Source organism: Methylobacterium sp. Leaf118, assembly GCF_920984675.1.
GTDB lineage: Bacteria > Pseudomonadota > Alphaproteobacteria > Rhizobiales > Beijerinckiaceae > Methylobacterium.
In genome coordinates this window covers 1-20,677 of the sequence record NZ_CAKLBV010000060.1, presented here as the reverse complement: position 1 = coordinate 20,677, position 20,677 = coordinate 1, and the positions used below count along the sequence as shown (strand labels likewise).

Genomic DNA, 20,677 nt, shown 5'->3' with positions numbered 1-20,677 from the left:
AACAACCCTCACGGGAGGTTGGGCCGGCGGGAACGGTCAGGCCTGATCGAGGCCGTATAGCGAGTGGAGCGTGCGAACGGCAAGCTCCGTGTAGGCGGCGTCGATCAGCACGGAGAACTTGATCTCGGAGGTGGTGATCGCCCGGATGTTGATACCCTTCTCGGCGAGCGCCCGGAAGGCCTTGGCGGCGACGCCCGCATGGGAGCGCATGCCGACCCCGATCGCCGAGACCTTGACCACGTCGGTCGCGCCCTCGATCTGGCCGAACCGGATGATCTCCCGCTGCGCGTCGAGCACCGCGCGGGCGCGCTGGTAATCGGCCGCCGGCACCGTGAAGGTCATGTCGGTGGTCGCAGTTCCCCCAGAGCCCGTATCGCCGGACACGGTCTGGATGATCATGTCGACGTTGATGTTGGCGTCCGCCAGGGGCCCGAAGATCGCCGCGGCGATGCCGGGGCTGTCCTTCACGGAGCGGAGGGTGATCTGGGCCTCGTCCTTCGAGAAGGCGATGCCGGTGATGGTCTGCTGTTCCACGATCTGGTCCTCGTCGCAGATGAGGGTCCCCGGCCGCGCGGCATCGGGGGGATCGAAGGAGGAGCGCACCGTGGTCGGCACGCGGTGGATCATGGCGAGCTCGACCGAGCGCACCTGGAGGACCTTGGCGCCGAGCGAGGCCATCTCCAGCATTTCCTCGAAGGTCACGCGCTCCATGCGCTTGGCCTTGGGGACCACCCGCGGATCGGTGGTGTAGACCCCGTCCACATCCGTGTAGATGTCGCAGCGCTCGGCCCCGATCGCCGCCGCGATCGCCACCGCGGAGGTGTCCGAGCCGCCGCGCCCGAGCGTCGCGATCCGGCCCGTCTCCGCATGCACCCCCTGGAAGCCCGCGATCACCGCGACCTCGCCGCGCGCGAAGCCGGCGTCGAGGTTCGTCGGGTCGATGCCCTCGATCCGGGCCGAGCCGTGGGCGTCGGAGGTGTGGATCGGGATCTGCCAGCCCTGCCAGGAGCGGGCCCGGATGCCGGCCTTGTTGAGCGCGATGGCGAGCAGCCCCGAGGTGACCTGCTCGCCGGAGGCCACGACCGCGTCGTACTCGGTCTCCGCGTAGAGCGCGTCGGCGTCCTTCACCCAGGCGACCAGCTCGTTGGTCTTGCCCGACATCGCCGAGACCACGACCGCGACCTCGTAGCCGGCCGCGACCTCGCGGGCGACGTGGGCCGCCACGTTGCGGATGCGGTCGACGTTGGCGACGGAGGTGCCGCCGAATTTCATCACCAAACGGGGCATGTCGCGTCCGGTCCGCTTTTCGTCGCCCCCGGTGCCGGTCGGGAACCGGCTCGCGCCGTGTCGCCCGCGTCGAAGAGGGGGCGCGGCTGTACCGGGGATGCGCCCGGCGGGTACAAGGGGCCCCCGGCCGTGTCAATCGGACCGGCGACACCTTGAAACGATACGAAAGTGAGCCGGATGACGAGCGCCTCGATCGATCGGGACGAAGTGGCGCGCTTCGACGCGCTGGCCGCGCGCTGGTGGGACGAGCGCGGGCCGATGCGGGTGCTGCACCGGTTCAACCCGGTCCGGGTCGGCTATATCCGCGACGAGGTCTGCCGGATCTTCGACCGCGACCCGGCCGCGCCCTTCCCCCTCGACGGCCTCTCGATCGTCGATATCGGCTGCGGCGGCGGCGTGCTGTCCGAGCCCCTGGCCCGGCTCGGCGCGCGGGTGACGGGGCTCGACCCGGCGACCGCCAACGTCGCGGCGGCCCGCGCCCATGCGGCGGCGGAGGGGCTCGCCATCGATTACCGCGACGAGACCATCGAAGTGGTCGTGGCGCGGGGGGAGCGGTTCGACGTGGTGCTCGCCATGGAGGTGGTGGAGCACGTGGCCGACCGGGCCGGCTTCCTGCGCGCGACCTGCGCGGCGGTGAAGCCCGGCGGGCTCCTGTTCGCCGCGACTCTCAACCGGACGATGCGCTCCTTCGCCCTCGCCATCGTCGGCGCCGAATACGTGCTGGGCTGGCTGCCGCGGGGCACCCACGACTGGGAGAAGTTCGTCACCCCGGCCGAGCTGCGGGCCGACCTCGCGGCCGGCGGCCTGCGCGTCACCGACACGACCGGCGTGGCCTACAATCCGCTCGGCGATTCCTGGCGGGCGAGCCGCGACACGGGGGTGAACTACATGCTCGCGGCGCAGCGCCCCGCCTGACCGAAGCCGACCGTCGGTGACCCGCTCCCTGCCGAGACCGGGACATCGCGAACCAGGCGGGAGACGCTGCCGCGCCGTGGGCGAGGCTCTCTCGAACCGGAAGGCCGGCCTCGGGAAAGCCGGCGGACCCGAGCTTTCCGGAGGGCGACTTCGCGAGCCCGGCCGGCATCGGCAGCCGGCATGATCTCGGCCGCAACGCGTTCCTGTGGGATGCGGGGCTCCCCCTGGATCCACCGACCGGGCGCGGCCCGCACCGCGACCTGTTCCAGGCCTTCGCCCTGGCGATCGCCCGCGATCTGTCCGCCGCGCCGGGGCGCGGCGCGCTGATCGCCCGTGAACGGCAACGTGATCGCCATGGGACTGCTCACGGGGAGCGAGGAACGGGCGTGCGTGCTTGCGCTCCACCTGCCACGATGGGCAGAAACGGAGGCGGCCGAAGCGTGTCCGCGCGCGACGGGGCGCCGAGGCAGGCCCCGACTCAAAGCCGGGCGCGCGGGTCGAGAGGGAGACGGGAGTGGCATGAAAGCCCTGATGTGCAGCCGGCTCGGCGGGCCCGAGGACCTGTCGGTCGAGGACCTGCCCGATCCCGTGGCCGGCCCCGGCGAGGCTCTGGTGCGGGTGGGGGTCGCGGCGCTCAATTTCTTCGACACGCTCATCATCGCGGGCAAGTATCAGGTGAAGCCGGAACTGCCGTTCTCGCCCGGCGGCGAGGCTTGCGGCGTGGTCGAGGCGCTGGGGCCGGGGGCCGAGGGTGTCGCCGTCGGGGACCGGGTGATGGTCCATGTCAGCCACGGCACCGCCCGGGAGCGGATCGCCGTGCCGGTGGCCCGCCTCGCCCGGGTGCCGGACGCCGTCCCCGACGAGGTCGCGGCGGGGCTGTCGATCACCTACGGCACCACCCTGCACGCCCTCGCCGACCGCGCCCGGCTCCAGCCCGGCGAGACGCTGGTCGTGCTCGGCGCCTCGGGGGGCGTCGGGCTCGCGGCGGTGGAACTCGGAAAGCTGATGGGCGCCCGCGTCATCGCCTGCGCCTCCTCCCCGGAGAAGCTGGAGACCGCCCGCAGCCACGGCGCCGACGACCTGATCGACTACCGGGCCGACAATCTGCGCGAGGCGCTGCGCCGCCTCACCGGCGCGCGGGGCGTCGACGTGGTCTACGACGCCGTCGGCGGCGACCTCGCCGAGCCGGCCATGCGGGCGCTCGGCTGGAAGGGCCGCTTCCTCGTGATCGGCTTCGCGGCGGGCGAGATCCCGAAATTCCCCCTCAACGTCATCATGCTGAAGGGCATCGATGTGCAGGGCGTCCACTGGGGCGCCTTCGTCGAGCGCGAGCCGGAGGCGCACCGGAGGAACCAGGCGCAGCTCCTCGCCTGGGCGGCGGAGGGGCGGCTCACCGTGAAGATCCACGGCACGTACCCACTCGACGCCTACGAGGCGGCGCTCGGCCTGCTCAAGCGGCGCGAGGCGGTGGGCAAGGTGCTGCTGCGGGTCGGCGGGTAATCACGGCGAGGACGCCGGGAGTCCGAAGTGGCCGGCGTCCAAGGGATCGTCCCATTGGCGTCGCCAGGGCTCTGCCCTGGACCCGCGAAGGGCTTGCCCTTCGAACCCGGTCCCGCCCGAGGCAGGGCCGCTCAGTCGAGGGCGAGCAGCCGGATCGCGTCGCCGTCGAGCCGGGCCTGGACGGCCTGGCCGCGGCGCTCGGCGCCGAGATCGTCGGCGGTCTTGTAGAGGCCGTCGATGGCGATGAGCTCCGGCTCGAACTTGCGGCACAGGATCCGCGCGTTGGCGTCGCCGATCGCCCCGGCGATGGCCCGACCCCGCAGCGCCCCGTAGATGTGGATCGAGCCCCCCGCGATCACCTCGGCCCCGGAGGCGACCGAGCCCATCACGGTCACGTCGCCGTCGAGATGCTGGATCACCTGCCCCGAGCGCACCGGCGCGTCGAGCACGAAGGAGCGGGGCCGGGGCGAGGCCGGCGGCGCGGCGACCTGGATCGGTGCCTGGGCCGCGGACGGGGTGGCGGTGGGCGTCTCGGCGCCGCCCTCGGGCGCTGCAAAATCGTCGATCGGCTTGCCCCCCACCAGCGGCGGCGGGAAGCCGGGGCCGAGCGAGGTCGGGCCGATGCCCTCGATCCCGAGGATCGTGATCGAGCGCGTGTTCAGCTCGGCGCAGAGGGTGAGCAGGTCCGAGCGGTCGAAGGACAGGCCGGTCACGTCGAGGATGATCGCCCGCACCGCGAAGAAGGCGGGCGCGCGCTGCTTCAGGGCATCGAGTTCGGCCAGCCACTGATCGATCGGCGGCACCGGCGCCAGCACCATCGCCAGGAACGAGCGGCCGCGGAAGCGGATCGGGGGACGGGTGGTCACGGGAGGGGCGGTCACACGAGAGATCTTGGCGGAGGGGTCATGCGGTCAGCTTATGGCAGATCGCGGTGGCCTCCGCCCAGGGGTGGGGATTGCTCAACAGCAAAGTCGGGACGGCGATCCGTCGGCGCGGCGCGCCCCGTCGGCGCCGCCCAGGCCGACGGCGAGCGCCATCGGCGGCGTGACGAGGACGGCGGCGATCGAAAGGTCCGTCATGGCGACGGCGCCTTGAGCAGGGCGCGCAGCCGTGCCTTGTCGGCGTCCAGGGCGAGGGCGGCCTCGGCACGGTCGAGGGCCATGCGCGACTGGTGCCGCGCGGCCTCCCCGAAGGCGGCGTCGCCCAGGCGGCTCAGCGCCGAGAGCCCCTTCTGGATGCGCAACTGCACCTCGATCAGCCCGGCGCCGTCGCGGGCCATCAGCATGAAGGCGTCCTCCATCAGGTCGGCGGCGGCGAGCGGCGGGATGTGGACGCAGGGGTAGCGCGGCTCGTCGTCCGGCGCGGCGGCACTCTCCCGTGCCCACAGGCTCAGCAGCCGGATCGAGCGGCCGATCACGTCGATGGCGGTGCCGGGATCGTTGGTCGCGGGCGACAGGGCGCGGGAGCCGATCTCGCTCAGCACCGCGAGGCCGAAGCGCGGGTCCTGATCGAACGAGCGCGCGTTGCCGACCGTGAACGTCCGGGCGATGTCTTTCGCCAGCGCCTCGCGGTCGGTCTCCGCCTCGGGGCGGGCGATCCAGGCGACCGGCGCGTCCGGAAAGGCGAAGGCGCCGGGCACCGCCCGGACGAAGGCTTCCGTGCCATGCGCCTCGCACAGCGTCGAAAGGGCCGGCATGTCGATGTGCTGGACGTAGCCGATCGCCTCCAGGCTCACCGGGACGGCGTCGCCCGGGATGGCGCCCGCATCGCGCAAGGGGCGTCCGCCGAGACAGGGCGCACGCAACCGCGCCTCGATCGCCGTGCGGGCGGCGGCCTCGACCCGGTCGGTCGTCTCGCCGACGCGGCCCAGCCGGGTCAGGTGGTTGATCCAGCGCAGGAGCGCGACGACGATCAGGGCGATGACGGCGATCGTCACCACGAACAGGACGGTGCGCCCCTGCTCGCCGTAGGCGCCCGTCTTCGACACGACGAGACCGACGATGCCGAACAGGAACGAGCCCAGGAAGGTCGAGAGGACGGTCTGGGTCAGCCCGTCCTCGATCAGCAGGGTGGTGGCCCGCGGCGTGACGTTGTTCGTGGCCGAGCCGTAGGCCGACACCGTGATGCTGAGCGAGAACGTCGTCACCGTCAGCATGCTGGAGGCGATGACGGTGAGGAGGCTGTCGAGGGCGTCGGTGCTGATCGTGCCCGGCACCTGCCAGGGCAGGGAGCGGTCGACGGTCGCCGCCAGGATCGCGGCCAGCACGCCCGCCAGGCCGATCAGCGTCGCGCGCACCCACAGGCGCCGCGTGAGCTGCGCCATGAACCATCGCCAACGCGGCATCCCGTATCCCCTCCCCGGTCCCCTCGGACATAACCGGGAAGACCCACCCCGCGTGACACGCCCTTGCCGGATCGGCCCCCAGCTTATATTGCGACGCGATACCGCCCGATTCGTATCCTGGCGTCACGACCGTCGAACACGGCCCGCGACAGGCCGCCGTTATGGCCGGGCCCCTTCCGCTTTCGAGACCCCCGATGAAGCTGCGCAACATCGCCATCATCGCCCACGTCGACCACGGCAAGACGACGCTGGTCGACAAACTGCTCCAGCAGTCGGGCACCTTCCGCGAAAACCAGCGGGTCGAGGAGCGGGCGATGGACTCGAACGACCTCGAGAAGGAGCGCGGCATCACCATCCTGGCCAAGGCGACCTCGGTCGTCTGGAAGGACACCCGGGTCAACATCGTCGACACCCCCGGCCACGCCGATTTCGGCGGCGAGGTCGAGCGCATCCTCTCGATGGTCGACGGCGTGATCGTGCTGGTCGACGCCGCCGAGGGACCGATGCCGCAGACCAAGTTCGTGGTCGGCAAGGCGTTGAAGATCGGCCTTCGCCCGATCGTGGCGATCAACAAGGTCGACCGGCCGGATGCGCGCATCAACGAGGTCGTGAACGAGGTGTTCGACCTGTTCGCGGCCCTCGACGCCACCGACGAGCAGCTCGACTTCCCGATCCTCTACGGGTCCGGCCGCTCCGGCTGGATGAACACCACGCCGGAGGGCGATCAGTCCGAGGGTCTCGCGCCGCTCTTCGAGCTGGTGCTGCAGCATGTGCCGCCGGCGCGCACCGAGGACGGGCCGTTCCGTATGCTCGGCACGCTGCTGGAGGCCAACCCGTTCCTCGGCCGCATCATCACCGGCCGCATCGCGTCCGGCACGGTGAAGCCCAACCAGTCGATCAAGGTGCTCTCGCGCGACGGCAAGGTCGTGGAGACCGGCCGCGTCTCGAAGATCCTGGCCTTCCGCGGGCTGGAGCGCGCGCCGATCGAGGTGGGTGAGGCGGGCGACATCGTCTCCATCGCCGGCCTGCTCAAGGGCACCGTGGCGGACACCTTCTGCGATCCGGCCGTCAACGAGCCGATCCAGGCCCAGCCGATCGACCCGCCGACCGTCACCATGTCCTTCATCGTCAACGATTCGCCGCTCGCCGGCACCGAGGGCGACAAGGTCACGAGCCGCATGATCCGCGACCGCCTGTTCAAGGAGGCCGAGGGCAACGTCACGCTCAAGATCGAGGAAGCCGCCGACAAGGATTCGTTCTACGTGTCCGGCCGCGGCGAGCTGCAGCTCTCGATCCTGATCGAGACCATGCGCCGCGAGGGCTTCGAGATCGCCGTGTCCCGGCCGCGCGTCGTCCTGGAGAAGGGCGAGGACGGAGAGGTCCTGGAGCCGGTCGAGGAAGTCGTGATCGACGTCGACGAGGAGTATTCGGGCGTCGTCGTGCAGAAGATGTCCGAGCGCAAGGCCGAGATGATCGAGATGCGGCCCTCGGGCGGCAACCGCCTCCGGCTCGTCTTCCACGCTCCGACCCGCGGCCTCATCGGCTACCAGGGCGAGCTGATGACCGACACCCGCGGCACCGCGATCATGAACCGGCTGTTCAAGGCCTACGAGGCCTACAAGGGCGAGATCGCCGGCCGCCGCAACGGCGTGCTGATCTCCAACGACAAGGGCGAGGCGGTGGCCTACGCCATGTGGAACCTCGAAGACCGCGGCCCGATGATGATCGAGCCCGGCGCCAAGGTCTACCAGGGCATGATCGTCGGCGAGCACAACCGCGAGAACGACCTCGAGGTGAACGTGCTCAAGGGCAAGAAGCTCACCAACATCCGCACCACCTCGAAGGACGAGGCCGTGCGCCTGACGCCGCCGATCCGGATGACGCTGGAGAAGTCGCTGGCCTGGATTCAGGACGACGAGCTGATGGAAGTCACGCCGAAGTCGATCCGCCTGCGCAAGGCGGTGCTCGACCCCAACGACCGCAAGCGCGCCGAGCGGGCGAAGGACTCGCTCTCGGCCTGAGCCGAGACCGGAGGGCTCCGGCGCCTCGCGGGATGACCGCAGGGTGCCGGTCCAGGCGGCCGTCCCCGACGACGGCCTTCCCCCGACAACCCCCTTCGACGCGACCCGCGTTCAGATCGCCTACGAGACGTCCAGGCGGTCGCCAGGGTCGAGGCCCCGCGCCGTCTTCGCAAACCGGAATGGGGATTCGACGCGGATCTCCCGATCCCGCACCGGAATCCCGCCCGAGGCGGAGGCCCGATGCTGTCGGGACGCCCTCAGCGCTGCGGGCCGAGCGGGCGGATGCGGCGCTCGACCACGACGGTCGGGCGGCTGCGGCGCTCCACGATCACCGCCCGGGGCGGAGCCCGGTTGGGGCTCGTGGGCGCGAGGATGCGCTGCTCCGGCGCCCGGTGCGAGCGGGTCGCGGCGGCCTTGGCGGCCGCGAGGACATGCGGGCGCACCTCCTCGAGGGCCAGGCCGATCAGCCCGGCCGCGATCTCGACCTGCTGCTCGACATCGTCGGCGAGATCCTGGGCGGCAGCGACCGCCTCGGCCACCGTCGGCGGCTCGCGCCGCACCCGGATCGGAGGCAGGTCCTGGAAGCTCTTGGGCGTCTTCTTCACGGCACGACTCGCGGTCTTCATGCACCGATCTTAGGACGGTCCGCTCGGTTTGTGCAGTGCATCAAACTCGGGCGTGACGGACCGTCGGCCGCATGGCTGATCCGGCGGTTGCTCCCGCTCCTGCGCAAGCAGGATGCGCGCCGAACCCCAGTCCGGGCCAGCGGAATCGACAGGGCGGGCCCCAGCCAAGGCGAATCCCGGACAAAATGCCGCACCCTCGCCCATGGACGGATGACCGGGGCCGGCGCCGGATTCCCGCCCCGATCTTCGGTTCAACCGGAACGATGCCGCTCGACCCCCGCCTGACCCCCGCCCGGCCCGACCTCGCCGATCACCGCCTGCGTGGGCAGGTGGCGGCGGCGCGCTTCGTCGAGGGCCGGCCCGCCCGGGTGGTCGCCCCCTCCGCGCCCCTGCGCCGCCGGCCGGAGCCGCTGGCCGGGCTCGAGACCGAGGCCGTGCGGGGCGATGCCGTCACCGTCTACGAGGTCCGCGACGGCTTCGCCTTCGTCCAGATCGTCCGGGACGGCTATGTCGGGTACCTGCCGGAGGCCGCCCTCGGCCCGGCCGATCCGGCCCCGACCCACCGGGTCGCGGCCCTGCGCACCTTCGTCTATCCCGCCCCCGACCTGAAGCGCCCGCACACGGCCCATCTGAGCCTCGGCGCCGCCGTCGCGGTGGACGACCGCGAGGGCGAGTATTGGCGGCTCGCGGGCGGCGGCTACGTCTTCGCCGGCCACGCCGTCCCCCTCGCGCAGACCGCGCCGGATGTCGCGGCCACGGCGGAGCGGCTCGTCGGCACGCCCTATCTCTGGGGCGGGCGCACCAGCCTCGGCCTCGACTGCTCCGGCCTCGTCCAACTCTGTCTGGAGAGCGCCGGCCTGCTTTGCCTGCGCGACGCCGACCAGCAGGAGGGCGCGCTCGGCACCGCGCTCCCTCCTGGCCTCGACGGCCTGCGGCGCGGCGATCTCGTGTTCTGGAAGGGCCATGTCGGGATGATGCTCGACGCGAGCCGGCTGATCCACGCCAACGGCCACCACATGAGCGTCGCGATCGAGCCGCTGGCAGGCGCCGTCGCGCGGATCGCCGAGAAGAGTTTCGGAGCCGTCACCTCGATTCGGCGGCTCTGACCCGGCGTCCGGCGGAGCGCTTTTTTTCGGAGCGCCGGCCGTCCCCTCTCGGGACGCGTCTCTAGCCTTTCAGCCGCGCCTTGATCCGGTAGGTCAGCCCGTCGCGGACGTCGCGGTAGCCGTCGAGGCGCTGGTCGCGGGTGCCCTCCTGGTGGAGCGTCGGGTCCGGCGTCGGCCAGTATTCCACGTCCGCGGCCAGGGTATGGGTCAGCTCCAGGGCGCGGTGATGGGCCTCCGGCGAGAGGGTGATGATCAGGTCGAAGTTCAGCCCCTCCCAATCCTCCAGCTGCTCCACCGTGCGGGGCTTGTGGCGCGAGGCGTCGATGCCGATCTCGTCGAGCGCCGCGACCATGAACGGGTCGCTCGGCTCGCCCGAGCGCACGCCCGCCGACTGCACATAGGTCGACTTGCCGAAATAGTGGCGCGCGATCGCCTCCGCCGCGAGGGAGCGCACCGCGTTGAAATTGCACATGAACAGGACGGACTGCACCCGCCGCTTCTTCGGCCCGCTCCCCGGGATCGCGTCGTCCGCCATGCCCCGCCTTACGCAGACCGTCTCGGGTTCACCCTCATAGGGCGGCCCCGTGCGCGCCGAAAGCGCCACGGTCGCCCTGGGGCGTTCGGCGCAAGGCGATGCCGGGGGCGGATCATCCCTTCCAGTGCAGGGCGAAGACCAGGGTGAACAGGCGCCGGGCGGTGTCGTGGTCGAGGTCGACCTTGCCCTCGAGGCGCTGGCGCAGCAGCTCGGAGGCCTCGTTGTGCAGGCCGCGCCGGCCCATGTCGATCGCCTCGATCTGGCTCGGCGAGGCGGTGCGGATCGCGCTGTAATAGCTTTCGCAGATCATCTCGTAGTCGCGGATGACCCGCCGGAACGGCGTGAGGGAGAGCAGGTGGGTCATCACCGGCTCGCCGGACGCGGTCGAGATCGCGAAGGAGAGCTTGTTCTCGACGAGGCCGAGCAGCAGCGCGTAGGGCCCGTCGTCGCGATCCGGGATCGTGAAGGAATTGTCCTCCAGGATGTCGTAGATCGCGATGGCGCGCTCATGCTCCTGGTCGGGATTGCCGCGCCCGATCGAGCCCTCGTCCAGGCGCACCGAAGCGAGCCGATTCCTCGGCTTCTCCCCCGCCCCCTGACCCGCTTCGGCCGTCATCGCCGCCGCCTTCTTCGTCTCGGCGCCGAATCCTCGGTCGCCCGTTGCCGCCACATGAGCCGAAAGCCAGCTTCTCAGGCAAGCGTTTAAAGATTGAGCCGGATCGCCACCGAGCGGGCATGCCCGTCGAGGCCTTCGGACTTGCCGAGCGCGATGGCGGCGGGGCCGAGCGCCCGCAGCGCCTGTGCGTCGCAGCGCAGGATCGTGGTGCGCTTCATGAAGTCGAGCACGCCGAGGCCCGAGGAGAACCGGGCCGAGCGGGCGGTGGGCAGCACGTGGTTGGGCCCCCCGATATAATCGCCGATGGCCTCCGGCGTGTGCGCGCCGAGGAAGATCGCCCCGGCATTGCGGATCTTTCGCGAGAGCGCCTCGGCCTCCTCGGTCTCGATCTCGAGATGCTCCGGCGCGATGGCGTCGACCAGCGGCACCGCCGCGTCGAAATCCGTCACGCGGATGATGGCGCCGTAGTCGCGCCAGCTGGCGCGGGCGATGGCGGCCCGCGGCAGGGTGGCGAGCGCCCGCTCGACCGCCTGCTCGGTGGCCTCGGCGAGAGCGTCGGAATCGGTGATGAGCACGGCCTGGGCGGCCTCGTCGTGCTCGGCCTGGGCGAGCAGGTCGGCGGCGATCCAGTCCGGGTTCGCGTGGCGGTCGGCGAGGATCAGCACCTCGGAGGGGCCGGCGATCATGTCGATCCCGACCTGCCCGAACACCCGGCGCTTCGCCGCCGCGACCCAGGCATTGCCGGGGCCGACGATCTTGGCCACCGGCGCGATCGTCTCGGTGCCGTAGGCGAGCGCGGCCACGGCCTGCGCCCCGCCGACGCGATAGATCTCGGTGACGCCCGACAGGTGGGCGGCGGCGAGCACCAGCGGGTTGAGCTGGCCCTCCGGCGTCGGCACCACCATGACGATGCGCGGCACGCCCGCGACGCGGGCCGGCACCGCGTTCATCAGCACCGAGGACGGGTAGCTCGCGGTGCCGCCGGGGACGTAGAGCCCGACCGATTCGAGGGCGGTCCAGCGCCAGCCCGCGGTGACGCCGAGATCGTCGGTGGCGAGGTGATCCTCCGGGATCTGGCGGCGGTGGAAGGCCTCGATCCGCTCGGCGGCGAGGGCGAGCGCCGCCCGCGCCTCCGCCGGGCAGGCGGCGACGGCGGCCTCGACCTCCTCCGCGGTGATGCGCAGGGAGGCTTCCGAGAAATCCTGGCCGAGCCGGTCGAAGCGGCGGGTGTAGTCGACGAGCGCGGCGTCGCCGCCCTGGACGACGCCGGCGATGATGCCCCGCACGGTCTCGTCGACATCCTCGGCGATCTCGCGCTTCAGGCCGAGCAGGCGCCGGAACGCCTCCGGGAAATCGGGGGAGCGGCTGTCGAGGCGGATCATCGGGCGGAACCGGTCGGGAGGGTCGGGATCACGGGCGGGTCTCGACGAGGGGGCGCACGGCCTCGTGGTCGGGGGTGCCGTCGGCCTCCCAGATGGGGCCGAGATCCTTCAGGCGGACCTCGACGCATTCGAGGTCGAGGCGGATGGCGCCGCCGCCGGAGAAGACGAGCGTCGCGACGCCCGAGGGCGCCTCGGTCTCCTCGAAGGTGACGGCGAGGAGGCTCAGGGTCTCGTCCGAGGCCGCGCCCGGGGTGATGCTCCGGGTCTTCACGCCGTTGACGCGGTCGAAATGCACCCCCGCCAGCCGCCGGCGCGGCGGCTCGCCGGGGGCGACCGACCAGTCGTAGCGGCGCACGACCAGCACGAAGCGATGCTCGGCCGGCAGCCATGCGAGGTCGCCCGTCCGCAGGACCGCGTCCTGAAGGTGGGCGGAGATCACGGCGAGGTCCTCGGCATCGAGGGCGGCGAGCTTCAGAAGCTCCATCGTTTCGCTCCAGGCCCCCGCGGGGCGCCGATGGCAGGGACGTTCCGGCGTAGGTAGCGAGGCGACCCGCCCGCGGCAACCGGGCGGATGGAGGGCGAGGCTTGAGGCCGGCCGCCGGCTTCCTGCGCCGGCCGCGAGCGCCGGCGGCTTCCCGGGGCGACGCGTCTTCCTGCGCTCGTGTTCCGCTCGGCTCGAAGCCTGATCAGCTTGTCCCGACGCGGGACCGCTTGCGACCGGGGCCGTGTGAGAACGCCGGCTCGCCCGGCTTGGGGCGTCGCGGATCGAGGTCGCCGGCCTCAGACTCGGATCGCCCCCATCAGCGGACCGACCGCGAAGCGACCTGCTAGAAATCAGCGATGGCGGTCCTGATCTGCATCCGCAAGCTGTCGCGCCGCTCAGCCGCTTTCTCCCGGCCTCCGCTGGCGGACGCGATTTGAGCCTCGGATGCCTCGAGTTGTGCGAGCAGCCTCTTGCCGAAGCCGCTTTCGCGCGGCGCCGCCTCCATATTCGCGCGGATACGCTCCTGGTCCGATTTCAGGAGTGTGAGCTTCTCCTCGGCCGCTTTGATCTCCGCTTCGGCGGCGGCGACGCTGGTCCGGATCGCGGCGATCCCCTTCAGCTTCTCCGCCGTCCTGGCATCGGCCGGGCCCATGGCCCATCGCAGGAGCTGTGACTCGTCAGCGTCGGCAAGCTGAAATGCGTTGAGTCGCGAGAGCTCCCCGATCGCGACGATGTCCTTGGTTTGTCCGGCCGCCAGCGTCACCCTGAGGCGATGGGCCGTGGCGGTCTCGCCGATGGAGGCGGAGGATGCGAGGGTCCAGCCGGCCGCACGCGGCTGCTCGATGATGACGACACGGGCGCCGTCGGACGCCCCCTGGACCGTATAGGTCGTGATCTGGCGCGACACGCTCGAAACCCGGGCGACGCCATCCACGACCTTGATGCTGGCGACACGCTCCTCCGGCTTCCGCTCCGCGCGAACCTGCACCTTTCGATCGGTCGCGAAACTCGCGAACCGTTCCTCGCCGGGCGGCGTCGCCGGAAGGCGGGCATCGCCGACGTAGCCGGCGGCCTTGTCGTAGACCGTCAGGATGCCCGGCGGCAGCGTCGTCTGGCCGGCATTCCTGAGGGAGATGGCGGCGATCGGATGCAGTCCGTCGCCGGGCCGGTAGAGCGAGATCCGCTCGCTCGGCATGTCCGCGTCGACGATCGGGACCGAGAGAGTGCCGCCAGCCCCGAGCGTGACGGGCGTGGGCAGGCGATAGCTCGCCGTGACGGCGCCCTCGGTCGTCTCGACGGGCGCGGCCGGACGCGCGACCTCGGCCGGCGCCGTCGAGCGGTCGAGCCTGCCACCGTCCGAGACGCGGAACGCTTGGGCCTGGTCGCGGCCGGCCTGCGGCGCAGGGCTCCGCAGGCCGCCGCTATCGAGCTGCGGCACCCGTGCGACCTCCGCATCGACCGGGACCTCCGGGCGCTCTCTCCAGAAGCGCTGAAAAAGGCGCTGCTGCAGCGTCACGGGTGCGCCGGTCTGCAGGGTCAGTGCGACGTCCTTCCAGTCGGCTCCGGTCGCGTTCTCGACGATGGCCCAGGCCTGGATTCGGGCGGTGCCGGCCTCGTCGCCGACGATCCGGTAGGCCGTTTTCCAGACGGGCGCCGCCACGACGTAGGAGAGTGCGATCTCGCGTTCGCCCTCACCCGCGACGGCGATCTCGACGGTCCTCGCGCCGCTGGCCTTGGCGGCTCCGAGCGCGCCGGCCGCTTCCCGCAGACGGGCGACCATCGACGGGTCGAGGATGGCGAGCGACGCGCCCTCGACGAGGCGGACGGAATCGATCTGGCCGCTCTGCGTCATCACCGACAGGGTGCGCACCGTGCCCTCGTCCCGGCTGCCCGCGCGCTCCGACACGCCGAGCGAAGCGCCCTCGATCGTCTTGCCGTCCGATTCGACCCGGATGCCGATCCCTTGGAGAGCGTTTGCGAGGCGCGCCGGAGAGGCGATGTCGTCCGCCGTGAAGGGGAGGCGCTTCAAGGTCTCCTCGGCCTGTGCCGGTCCGTCGAGGCGCAAGCCCCGCACGGTGCCGTTCGGATCGCGCACCACGAGGCTCTTCAGAAGATCGTCGATCTGGTCGGCCGGGATCACGATGCGGATGCTGTCATCCCCGGTCACCACATGACGCGTGAGGACTTCCGCGAGCCCTCCCGACAGGAGCGTCACGGCCGCGATGCCTTCGGCCAGGGCCGGGCCGGACACCACCATGACCATCAGCGAGATCGCGGTCGATCGGCGGAGGTTCGGCATTGGCGGGTCCCCTTGGATAGGCTCACGCTCGCTCGATCGGAACGGGCCGGCAATACCGCCGAGCGCATGCGGGTGGGCTTCATCGGCCAAACCGATGTCCGCAATGTGATCCACGCAGGTTGTGTCCCTTGGCGTGGTGTCGCCCACTGAGGGCCGCCACGATCACCGGCCAGGGCCGGATCGGTCAGGCTGCCCGTGTGGGCAGGCCGACGAGGGGATTATCGCCGAGCTGACCGAGCTGGCCGCGACGCCATGCTCGCGCGTCGCAGCGCGGGTGGATCCCGGGTTCCGCTGCGCGGTCCCGGGATGACGGGCGAGGCCAGACCGAAGGGATCACCCGGAAACGGTATGATCCGAGCAACACCCCCACGCTACGCCTCCGCCCGGGGCGTCGCGTTGAGTTCGGCCCAGTCGAGCTCCTCCTCCAGCACGAAATAGGCGTCGTCGCCGATGCGACCGCTCCGGCGCAGGGCGTGGATCCGGTCGCGGGCGGCGCGCACGGCGCGGCGGCGGGGAGCGTCGGTGGGCAGGCCCTCGGGGGCGAGGCCCTCCCCGTGGGCCCGGGCCTGTTCGAGGGCGGCGTGGAATTCCCGGCGCAGGGCGTCCGCCGCTTCCGAGGGATCGTCCTTCAGGGTCTCGACCGCGGCGCCGTAAGCCTCGGCCCGGGCCCAGCCGACCTCGTGGCCGACCGGGTCGGCGTCCTCCAGGCCGAGCCGGGCGAGCAGCGGGCGCAGAGTCAGGCCCTGGAGCACGAGCGTCCCGATCACCACGCAGAAGGCGGTGAGCACGATCAGGTCGCGATAGGGGAAGCCCCCGTTGCCCGGACCGCTCTCCGGCAAGGCGAGCGCCGCGGCGACGGTAACGAGGCCGCGCATCCCGGACCAGGAGACGGCAAACCCTGCGCCGAGGCCGAATTCGGGCCCGGGCGCGCCCTGCCCCGAATGCTCGAACCGCCACCGGCGCAGGGCGCTCGCCGGCAGCACCCAGGCGATGCGCACGAGGATGACGGTCGCCACCACCGCCCCGGCGACGAGGGCGTAGGAGAGCTCCTGCTCGGGGGTCAGCCGGTCGAGGATCGGGCCGATCTGGTTGCCGATCAGCACGAAGGCCAGCACGTTGAGCACGAAGATCGCCGTCTCCCAGACGGCGTTGGAGATCACCCGCTGGCGCGGCGCGGTCTGGCCGGGAGCGCGCCGCGCCACCGTGATCGCGAAGCTGACGACGGTGAGCACGCCGGACAGTTCGATCGCCTCCGCGGCGATCCAGAGGCCGAAGGCGGCGGCGAACTGGACCACGATGGTGCTCGGCGTGTCCTCGAACCGGCGCAGGAGGCGCAGGTAGACGAGCGCGGCGAGCGGGCCGGCGATCAGGCTGCCGACGACGCCGATCAGGAAGGCCGGCGCCACCTCCGCGACCGAGACGTGGCCGGTCACCGCCGCCGTGACCCCGAGGCGGTAGATCAGGAGCGAGCCCGCATCGTTGAGCAGGCTCTCGCCCCGCAGGATCGTGGCGAGCCGGTGCGGCAGGGAGACGTGGGCGAGCACCGAGAGTGCGGCGATGGCGTCCGGCGGGGCCACCACGGCGCCGAGCACGATCGCGGCGGAGAGTGGCATGTCCGGCACGAGCCAGCGCACGACCAGGGCGACGGCGGCGGTGGTGACCAGCACCGCGCCGAGGGCGAGCCCGGCGATGGGGCGCCAGTTGCGGGCCATGTCCCGCAGCGAGATGTCGTAGCCCGCATCCATCAGGACCGGGGCGAGGAACAGCGCCAGCGCCAGTTCCGGGTCGAGGCTGAGGTTGGGCACGCCGGGCACGAAGGCGAGCCCGGCGCCGCCGAGGGCCAGCAGGGCCGGATAAGGCGCACCGATCCGCCGGGCGAGGGCTGCGAGCAGCACCGCCCCGAACAGGACGCCGACGATCCAATGGAACACGAACATGAGAGCGCGGCAGATAGGGCGCGCCGGCCCGGCGCTCGTGCCCGGCGACGAAACGCCGCCCAGGCCCTCCCTCGATGCGCGGGGCGGCCCTTCGGGATGTCGTCCGGTTCAGGCTCGTCAGTCGGGCCGGCGGGCGATCAGGTCGCGCAGGGTCGTGATGGTCGAGGCGTCCGCCACGCCGTCGACCCGCAGGGGCCGGAAGTGGCGCTGGAAGGCGGTGACGACCGCCTGGGTCGCCGCGTCGAACCGCCCTGTCACCGCCAGATCGTAGCCGTAGAGGGCAAACATCGCCTGAAGCGCCTCCACCGGCTCACCCGCATCGCCCTGGGCGAAGAAGCGCCCGTCCCGGATCGGGGCCGGCGTCACCCAATGGCCGATGCCGGCGGCGGCGAGGCGGGCCCAGGGAAAGGTCTCGCCCGGATCCTCCTTGCGGTCGGGCGCCACGTCGGAATGGGCGAGCACGCGAGAGGCGGGAACGGGATTGCGGGCGAGGATGTCGCGGCAGAGCGCGATCACGGCCGCGATCTGCGCCTCCGGATAGGGCGGCAGGCCGCCCTGATGGCCCGGATGGGCGATCTCGATGCCGATGGAGCGGGAATTGATGTCGCGGAGCCCCGCCCAGGCGGCCGCGCCGGCGTGCCAGGCCCGCTCGGCTTCCGCCACCATCTGGACGATGCGCCCGTCCTCGAACACGAAGTAATGGGCCGAGACTTCGGCGCTCGGGTCGCGCAGGCGCGCCAGCGCGCCCTCGGCCGTGGCCATGCCGGTATAGTGCAGGATCAGCAGGTCGGGTTGCCTTCCCGCACCGGGGCCGATCCGGGGGCCGCGATTGGGCGAGGGCAGGACCGCGTCGACGCACGGGCTGTCCGGGGGGAAGCTCATCGCAGGCCCCGCTCGGCGGCGACCTGATCCCAGGCGGCGTTGATCGCCGCGAGCCGGCGGGTGGCGATTGCCACCGCCTCGGGGGGGAGGCCGCGGGCGAGCGCCCGGTCGGGATGGGTCTCGGCCACCAGGCGCCGATACTGCGCCTTGAGGGTGGCCCCGTCCGCGCCCGCGTCCAGGCCGAGGACGAGGTAGGGATCGTCGGCAAGGTGCAGGTGGCGCGCCGCGATCCGGCGGAAGGCCGCCGCGTCGAGGCCGAAGATCGTGGCGACCGCCTGGAGGTAGCGCTCCTCCGCCTCGTGGATCGCCCCGTCGGCGGTGGCGATGTGGAACAGGCCGTCGAGCACGTCTTCCAGGAGAGCGGGCTCGTCGCCGAAGGTGGTGGCGAGCTGGCGGGCATAGGCCTCGAACCCGTCGGTCGTCGCCTTGGCGAGGTCGAACAGCCGCTCGACGCCCGCGCGGGCCTCGGGCTCGACCTGCACGACCCGGCCGAAGGCCTGAACCTCGGATTCCGCAACCACGCCGTCGGACTTCGCCATCTTGGCGGCGAGGGCGACGAGGCCCGTCGTGAACACCACGTCCCGGGGCGTCGGCCCGAACGGCGCGCCCTCGCGGTCGACCAGGAAATGGCCGGCCACACCCCCGATCAGCGCCCCGATCGGCCCGCCGACCAGCCCGCCGAGCCCGGCCCCGCCGATCTTGCCCCAGATGCCCGCGCTCATCGGGGACTCGCGGCGCACGGCAGATCGTCGGCCACGTCCGGCAAGGGAGGAGGCGCGGCGGATCGGGCGGCGCGTTTCGATTGCGTCTGCACGTCGGGTACCGGCGAATGTCGGGGCGTCGCTGCCCCGCCGCGGCCTATACCGAGATAGGCCGGAGCACGCTACGTCGTGCCGAACTCGACATCCGCGTAGGTCTTGGCGTGCTGCGCCATCGAGCGGATGCGCGCCGCGTCACCGGCACTCGTGTTCCGTACGCTGAGCACGTTGGGTTGCGAGTGGGACTGCTTGGCCTGCCCATAGAGATCGGGCGCCTCGCTCTTCAGCCGATCGAGAAAGTCGGCGAGATCATCCTGGGTCGAGAAGCGCAGCAACAAGGCAACCTCCAAGATTCTGGTCGTTCCACCAGGATCGGGTTCTGCCGCAACTGATGCGGGCGTTATGCTCCCTGAGGTGACATGGTTCAGACCGTGGGCGCGGACAATGCGGCCTGAAGCGCCGCCTCGCAATCGATCATGCCATGCCCGACGCAGGTTCTGCTATCGGGCAAGCGAACACAAGTCTTGAGGATGATGTCGGCCACAGCTTGCGGAGACAGCCTCGGGGCGACCGAAAAAAGGAGTGCGGCGAGGCCCGCGACTTGAGGGCAGGCGCCCGACGTGCCCCACCAGTCCATCGTCTGGTAGCCCGCGCCCCAGGGAACCTCGCCGTAGGTCGGGGCCACACAGTCCGGCTTCAACCTATCCTGGGCCCATTCCCCGGGCCCGCGGCTGGAATTGACGTGCGGCGTGCTTGGGTCGCGGTTCGTCTCCTCGCGGTTGACCGTTCCGATGCTCACGACGCGGTCGTGCGAGTTCGGGCCCCAGATCGTGTTCGGTCCGCAGGCCGCCGGGTCGTGCTTGCACAGCACGTCGTGATGATTGTTACCGGCAGCGAAGCACACGAACGCGCCGGCTTCGATCAGCGCCAGGATGCTGCCGATGAAGGGGTGGTCCTTCGGCAGCACTTGCGGGGCGTGGCAGACGTAGAGCGCGTAGGAATTGCTGACCACCAGCGGGCCGGGCAGCAGTCCCTGGGCGCGCGTCCTGACGAGTTCGTCGTAGATCTCGAACAGGTCGTCCGACATGAACGTGGTGCGCGCCGACAGGATGGTGGCTTCGGGCGCGACGCCGTCGTAGCGGCCGTCGGGCCGGCGGGCACCCGCAGCGATCGCGGCACACATCGAGCCGTGGCCCACGGAATCGATCCAGTGCTGCCCCTTGTGTGTGGTGTCGAGATCGATGGCAGAGCGGCGGGCGGGCGCGATCTCGCGCAAGCCCGCATCGATGCCGGTATCGACGACGACGATCGTCGCCCCCTTGCCGCGCGTGACAGTCCAGGCCCCCGGCGCCTTGATGTGGTCGGTGACGTCGGCGAGCGAGAGCGTGCTCTGGCTGCCGCCGGCCGTGGCGGACCACCGGGACGAGGAGGGATCAGGCGATCCAGAAGCGGGGGTAATTTTAAACTCTACGTTATCATAGACGCGGGCTCCCATCCCTTCCAGTCGCTTGCGTTCGGTGTCGTCCAGTTCCAGCGACACTGTGTCGAGCTGCGAGAAGGCGGGCTTGACGTGACGGGGACCTCGATCTTCGAGAACGGCGCCATGCAGGAGATCCAGCTTCATCGCCACCGAAGGGAGACGAACGAGCACCCTGTCCATCGACGTCCATTCCTCGCACCCTGCCCAGGCGGCGCTTGAGAGATCGTCGCCCGAACTATCGCTTAAGTTGCTTTCTTGAGTGATTCCACGGATGCCCGACCACGGCAAGCCCCAAATAGCCAAGCTCGGCATTCGATGCGGCATCGGCCGCGAACGAGAAAGGGCCGGGGCATTGCCCGCCCAGGCCCTTTCCGCTCCGCCTTAACGTCCGCTCAGCGGCAATACACGTTGCCGTACTCGTCGCGGTAGGTGCCGTAGGGGCAGCGCGGCGCCGTGGCGGCGCCGGCGATGGCGCCACCCGCGCCGCCGATCGCGGCACCGGCCA

At 71.3% G+C, this 20,677-nt stretch carries 18 protein-coding genes; 4 read left to right on the top strand and 14 right to left on the bottom strand.

What is annotated here, in order from left to right; all coding sequences use genetic code 11:
- Positions 1–36: 36 nt before the first annotated feature.
- Complete coding sequence (locus LW587_RS19535) at positions 37–1,287, bottom strand: aspartate kinase (protein WP_232631263.1); 1,251 nt, start codon at positions 1,285–1,287, stop codon at positions 37–39.
- 177 nt (positions 1,288–1,464) lie between these two features.
- Here LW587_RS19535 and ubiG point away from each other — a divergent pair, with 177 nt between their 5' ends.
- Together ubiG and LW587_RS19525 are read left to right on the top strand one after the other, a co-directional pair.
- A complete protein-coding gene (gene ubiG / locus LW587_RS19530) occupies positions 1,465–2,202 on the top strand; it encodes a bifunctional 2-polyprenyl-6-hydroxyphenol methylase/3-demethylubiquinol 3-O-methyltransferase UbiG (protein ID WP_232631262.1) in 738 nt (245 codons plus the stop codon).
- Between the two features lie 519 nt (positions 2,203–2,721).
- Complete coding sequence (locus LW587_RS19525) at positions 2,722–3,702, top strand: NADPH:quinone oxidoreductase family protein (protein ID WP_232631261.1); 981 nt, start codon at positions 2,722–2,724, stop codon at positions 3,700–3,702.
- A 131-nt stretch (positions 3,703–3,833) separates the two neighbouring features.
- Here LW587_RS19525 and minC read toward each other — a convergent pair whose 3' ends face one another.
- Positions 3,834–4,568 (bottom strand): septum site-determining protein MinC, encoded by a 735-nt coding sequence (gene minC / locus LW587_RS19520; RefSeq protein WP_232631260.1) that lies wholly within the window; start codon positions 4,566–4,568, stop codon positions 3,834–3,836.
- A 209-nt stretch (positions 4,569–4,777) separates the two neighbouring features.
- Positions 4,778–6,046, bottom strand: coding sequence for a DUF2254 domain-containing protein (locus tag LW587_RS19515; RefSeq protein ID WP_232631259.1), 1,269 nt, complete (start codon positions 6,044–6,046; stop codon positions 4,778–4,780).
- A gap of 194 nt (positions 6,047–6,240) precedes the next feature.
- On the opposite strand from LW587_RS19515, the gene typA reads away from it, so the two are divergent.
- Positions 6,241–8,067 carry a translational GTPase TypA gene (gene typA / locus LW587_RS19510; protein ID WP_232631258.1) on the top strand — a complete coding sequence of 609 codons (1,827 nt, stop codon included), beginning with the start codon at positions 6,241–6,243 and terminating at the stop codon, positions 8,065–8,067.
- A gap of 257 nt (positions 8,068–8,324) precedes the next feature.
- Here the strand turns inward: typA and LW587_RS19505 are convergent, their stop codons facing one another.
- Positions 8,325–8,693 carry a hypothetical protein gene (locus LW587_RS19505; RefSeq protein WP_232631257.1) on the bottom strand — a complete coding sequence of 123 codons (369 nt, stop codon included), beginning with the start codon at positions 8,691–8,693 and terminating at the stop codon, positions 8,325–8,327.
- Between the two features lie 263 nt (positions 8,694–8,956).
- On the opposite strand from LW587_RS19505, the gene LW587_RS19500 reads away from it, so the two are divergent.
- Positions 8,957–9,799: a C40 family peptidase gene (locus LW587_RS19500; protein ID WP_232631256.1), complete on the top strand. Its 843-nt coding sequence runs from the start codon at positions 8,957–8,959 to the stop codon at positions 9,797–9,799.
- 61 nt (positions 9,800–9,860) lie between these two features.
- Here LW587_RS19500 and LW587_RS19495 read toward each other — a convergent pair whose 3' ends face one another.
- The 10 genes from LW587_RS19495 to LW587_RS19450 form a co-directional block, all read right to left on the bottom strand.
- The gene (locus LW587_RS19495; RefSeq protein WP_232631255.1) at positions 9,861–10,334 is read right to left on the bottom strand and encodes an arsenate-mycothiol transferase ArsC; all 474 of its coding nucleotides are present in this window, start codon (positions 10,332–10,334) and stop codon (positions 9,861–9,863) included.
- 112 nt (positions 10,335–10,446) lie between these two features.
- Positions 10,447–10,950: a UPF0262 family protein gene (locus LW587_RS19490; protein ID WP_232631254.1), complete on the bottom strand. Its 504-nt coding sequence runs from the start codon at positions 10,948–10,950 to the stop codon at positions 10,447–10,449.
- Positions 10,951–11,036: 86 nt separating this feature from the next.
- The gene (gene hisD / locus LW587_RS19485; RefSeq protein ID WP_232631253.1) at positions 11,037–12,332 is read right to left on the bottom strand and encodes a histidinol dehydrogenase; all 1,296 of its coding nucleotides are present in this window, start codon (positions 12,330–12,332) and stop codon (positions 11,037–11,039) included.
- 28 nt (positions 12,333–12,360) lie between these two features.
- Positions 12,361–12,816 (bottom strand): DUF2948 family protein, encoded by a 456-nt coding sequence (locus LW587_RS19480; protein ID WP_232631252.1) that lies wholly within the window; start codon positions 12,814–12,816, stop codon positions 12,361–12,363.
- A gap of 343 nt (positions 12,817–13,159) precedes the next feature.
- Entirely contained in the window at positions 13,160–15,229 is a 2,070-nt protein-coding gene (locus LW587_RS19475; RefSeq protein ID WP_232631251.1) for a DUF4139 domain-containing protein, read from the bottom strand.
- 257 nt (positions 15,230–15,486) lie between these two features.
- Entirely contained in the window at positions 15,487–17,052 is a 1,566-nt protein-coding gene (locus tag LW587_RS19470; RefSeq protein ID WP_232631250.1) for a cation:proton antiporter, read from the bottom strand.
- 117 nt (positions 17,053–17,169) lie between these two features.
- Positions 17,170–17,934: an N-acetylmuramoyl-L-alanine amidase gene (locus LW587_RS19465; RefSeq protein ID WP_232631249.1), complete on the bottom strand. Its 765-nt coding sequence runs from the start codon at positions 17,932–17,934 to the stop codon at positions 17,170–17,172.
- Positions 17,931–18,656 carry a TerB family tellurite resistance protein gene (locus LW587_RS19460; RefSeq protein WP_232631248.1) on the bottom strand — a complete coding sequence of 242 codons (726 nt, stop codon included), beginning with the start codon at positions 18,654–18,656 and terminating at the stop codon, positions 17,931–17,933. The genes LW587_RS19465 and LW587_RS19460 overlap by 4 nt, the downstream gene beginning before the upstream one ends.
- Positions 18,657–18,817: 161 nt before the next feature.
- The gene (locus LW587_RS19455; protein WP_232631247.1) at positions 18,818–19,042 is read right to left on the bottom strand and encodes a hypothetical protein; all 225 of its coding nucleotides are present in this window, start codon (positions 19,040–19,042) and stop codon (positions 18,818–18,820) included.
- 74 nt (positions 19,043–19,116) lie between these two features.
- The gene (locus tag LW587_RS19450) at positions 19,117–20,352 is read right to left on the bottom strand and encodes a S8 family peptidase (protein WP_232631246.1); all 1,236 of its coding nucleotides are present in this window, start codon (positions 20,350–20,352) and stop codon (positions 19,117–19,119) included.
- Positions 20,353–20,677 lie beyond the last annotated feature (325 nt).

Coding starts and splice junctions, on each gene's coding strand:
- LW587_RS19535 (WP_232631263.1), bottom strand. CDS start 1,287: ATGCCCCGTTTGGTGATGAAATTCGGCGGCACCTCCGTCGCCAACGTC.
- ubiG (WP_232631262.1), top strand. CDS start 1,465: ATGACGAGCGCCTCGATCGATCGGGACGAAGTGGCGCGCTTCGACGCG.
- LW587_RS19525 (WP_232631261.1), top strand. CDS start 2,722: ATGAAAGCCCTGATGTGCAGCCGGCTCGGCGGGCCCGAGGACCTGTCG.
- LW587_RS19515 (WP_232631259.1), bottom strand. CDS start 6,046: ATGCCGCGTTGGCGATGGTTCATGGCGCAGCTCACGCGGCGCCTGTGG.
- typA (WP_232631258.1), top strand. CDS start 6,241: ATGAAGCTGCGCAACATCGCCATCATCGCCCACGTCGACCACGGCAAG.
- LW587_RS19505 (WP_232631257.1), bottom strand. CDS start 8,693: ATGAAGACCGCGAGTCGTGCCGTGAAGAAGACGCCCAAGAGCTTCCAG.
- LW587_RS19500 (WP_232631256.1), top strand. CDS start 8,957: ATGCCGCTCGACCCCCGCCTGACCCCCGCCCGGCCCGACCTCGCCGAT.
- LW587_RS19495 (WP_232631255.1), bottom strand. CDS start 10,334: ATGGCGGACGACGCGATCCCGGGGAGCGGGCCGAAGAAGCGGCGGGTG.
- LW587_RS19490 (WP_232631254.1), bottom strand. CDS start 10,950: ATGACGGCCGAAGCGGGTCAGGGGGCGGGGGAGAAGCCGAGGAATCGG.
- hisD (WP_232631253.1), bottom strand. CDS start 12,332: ATGATCCGCCTCGACAGCCGCTCCCCCGATTTCCCGGAGGCGTTCCGG.
- LW587_RS19480 (WP_232631252.1), bottom strand. CDS start 12,816: ATGGAGCTTCTGAAGCTCGCCGCCCTCGATGCCGAGGACCTCGCCGTG.
- LW587_RS19470 (WP_232631250.1), bottom strand. CDS start 17,052: ATGTTCGTGTTCCATTGGATCGTCGGCGTCCTGTTCGGGGCGGTGCTG.
- LW587_RS19465 (WP_232631249.1), bottom strand. CDS start 17,934: ATGAGCTTCCCCCCGGACAGCCCGTGCGTCGACGCGGTCCTGCCCTCG.
- LW587_RS19460 (WP_232631248.1), bottom strand. CDS start 18,656: ATGAGCGCGGGCATCTGGGGCAAGATCGGCGGGGCCGGGCTCGGCGGG.
- LW587_RS19450 (WP_232631246.1), bottom strand. CDS start 20,352: ATGGACAGGGTGCTCGTTCGTCTCCCTTCGGTGGCGATGAAGCTGGAT.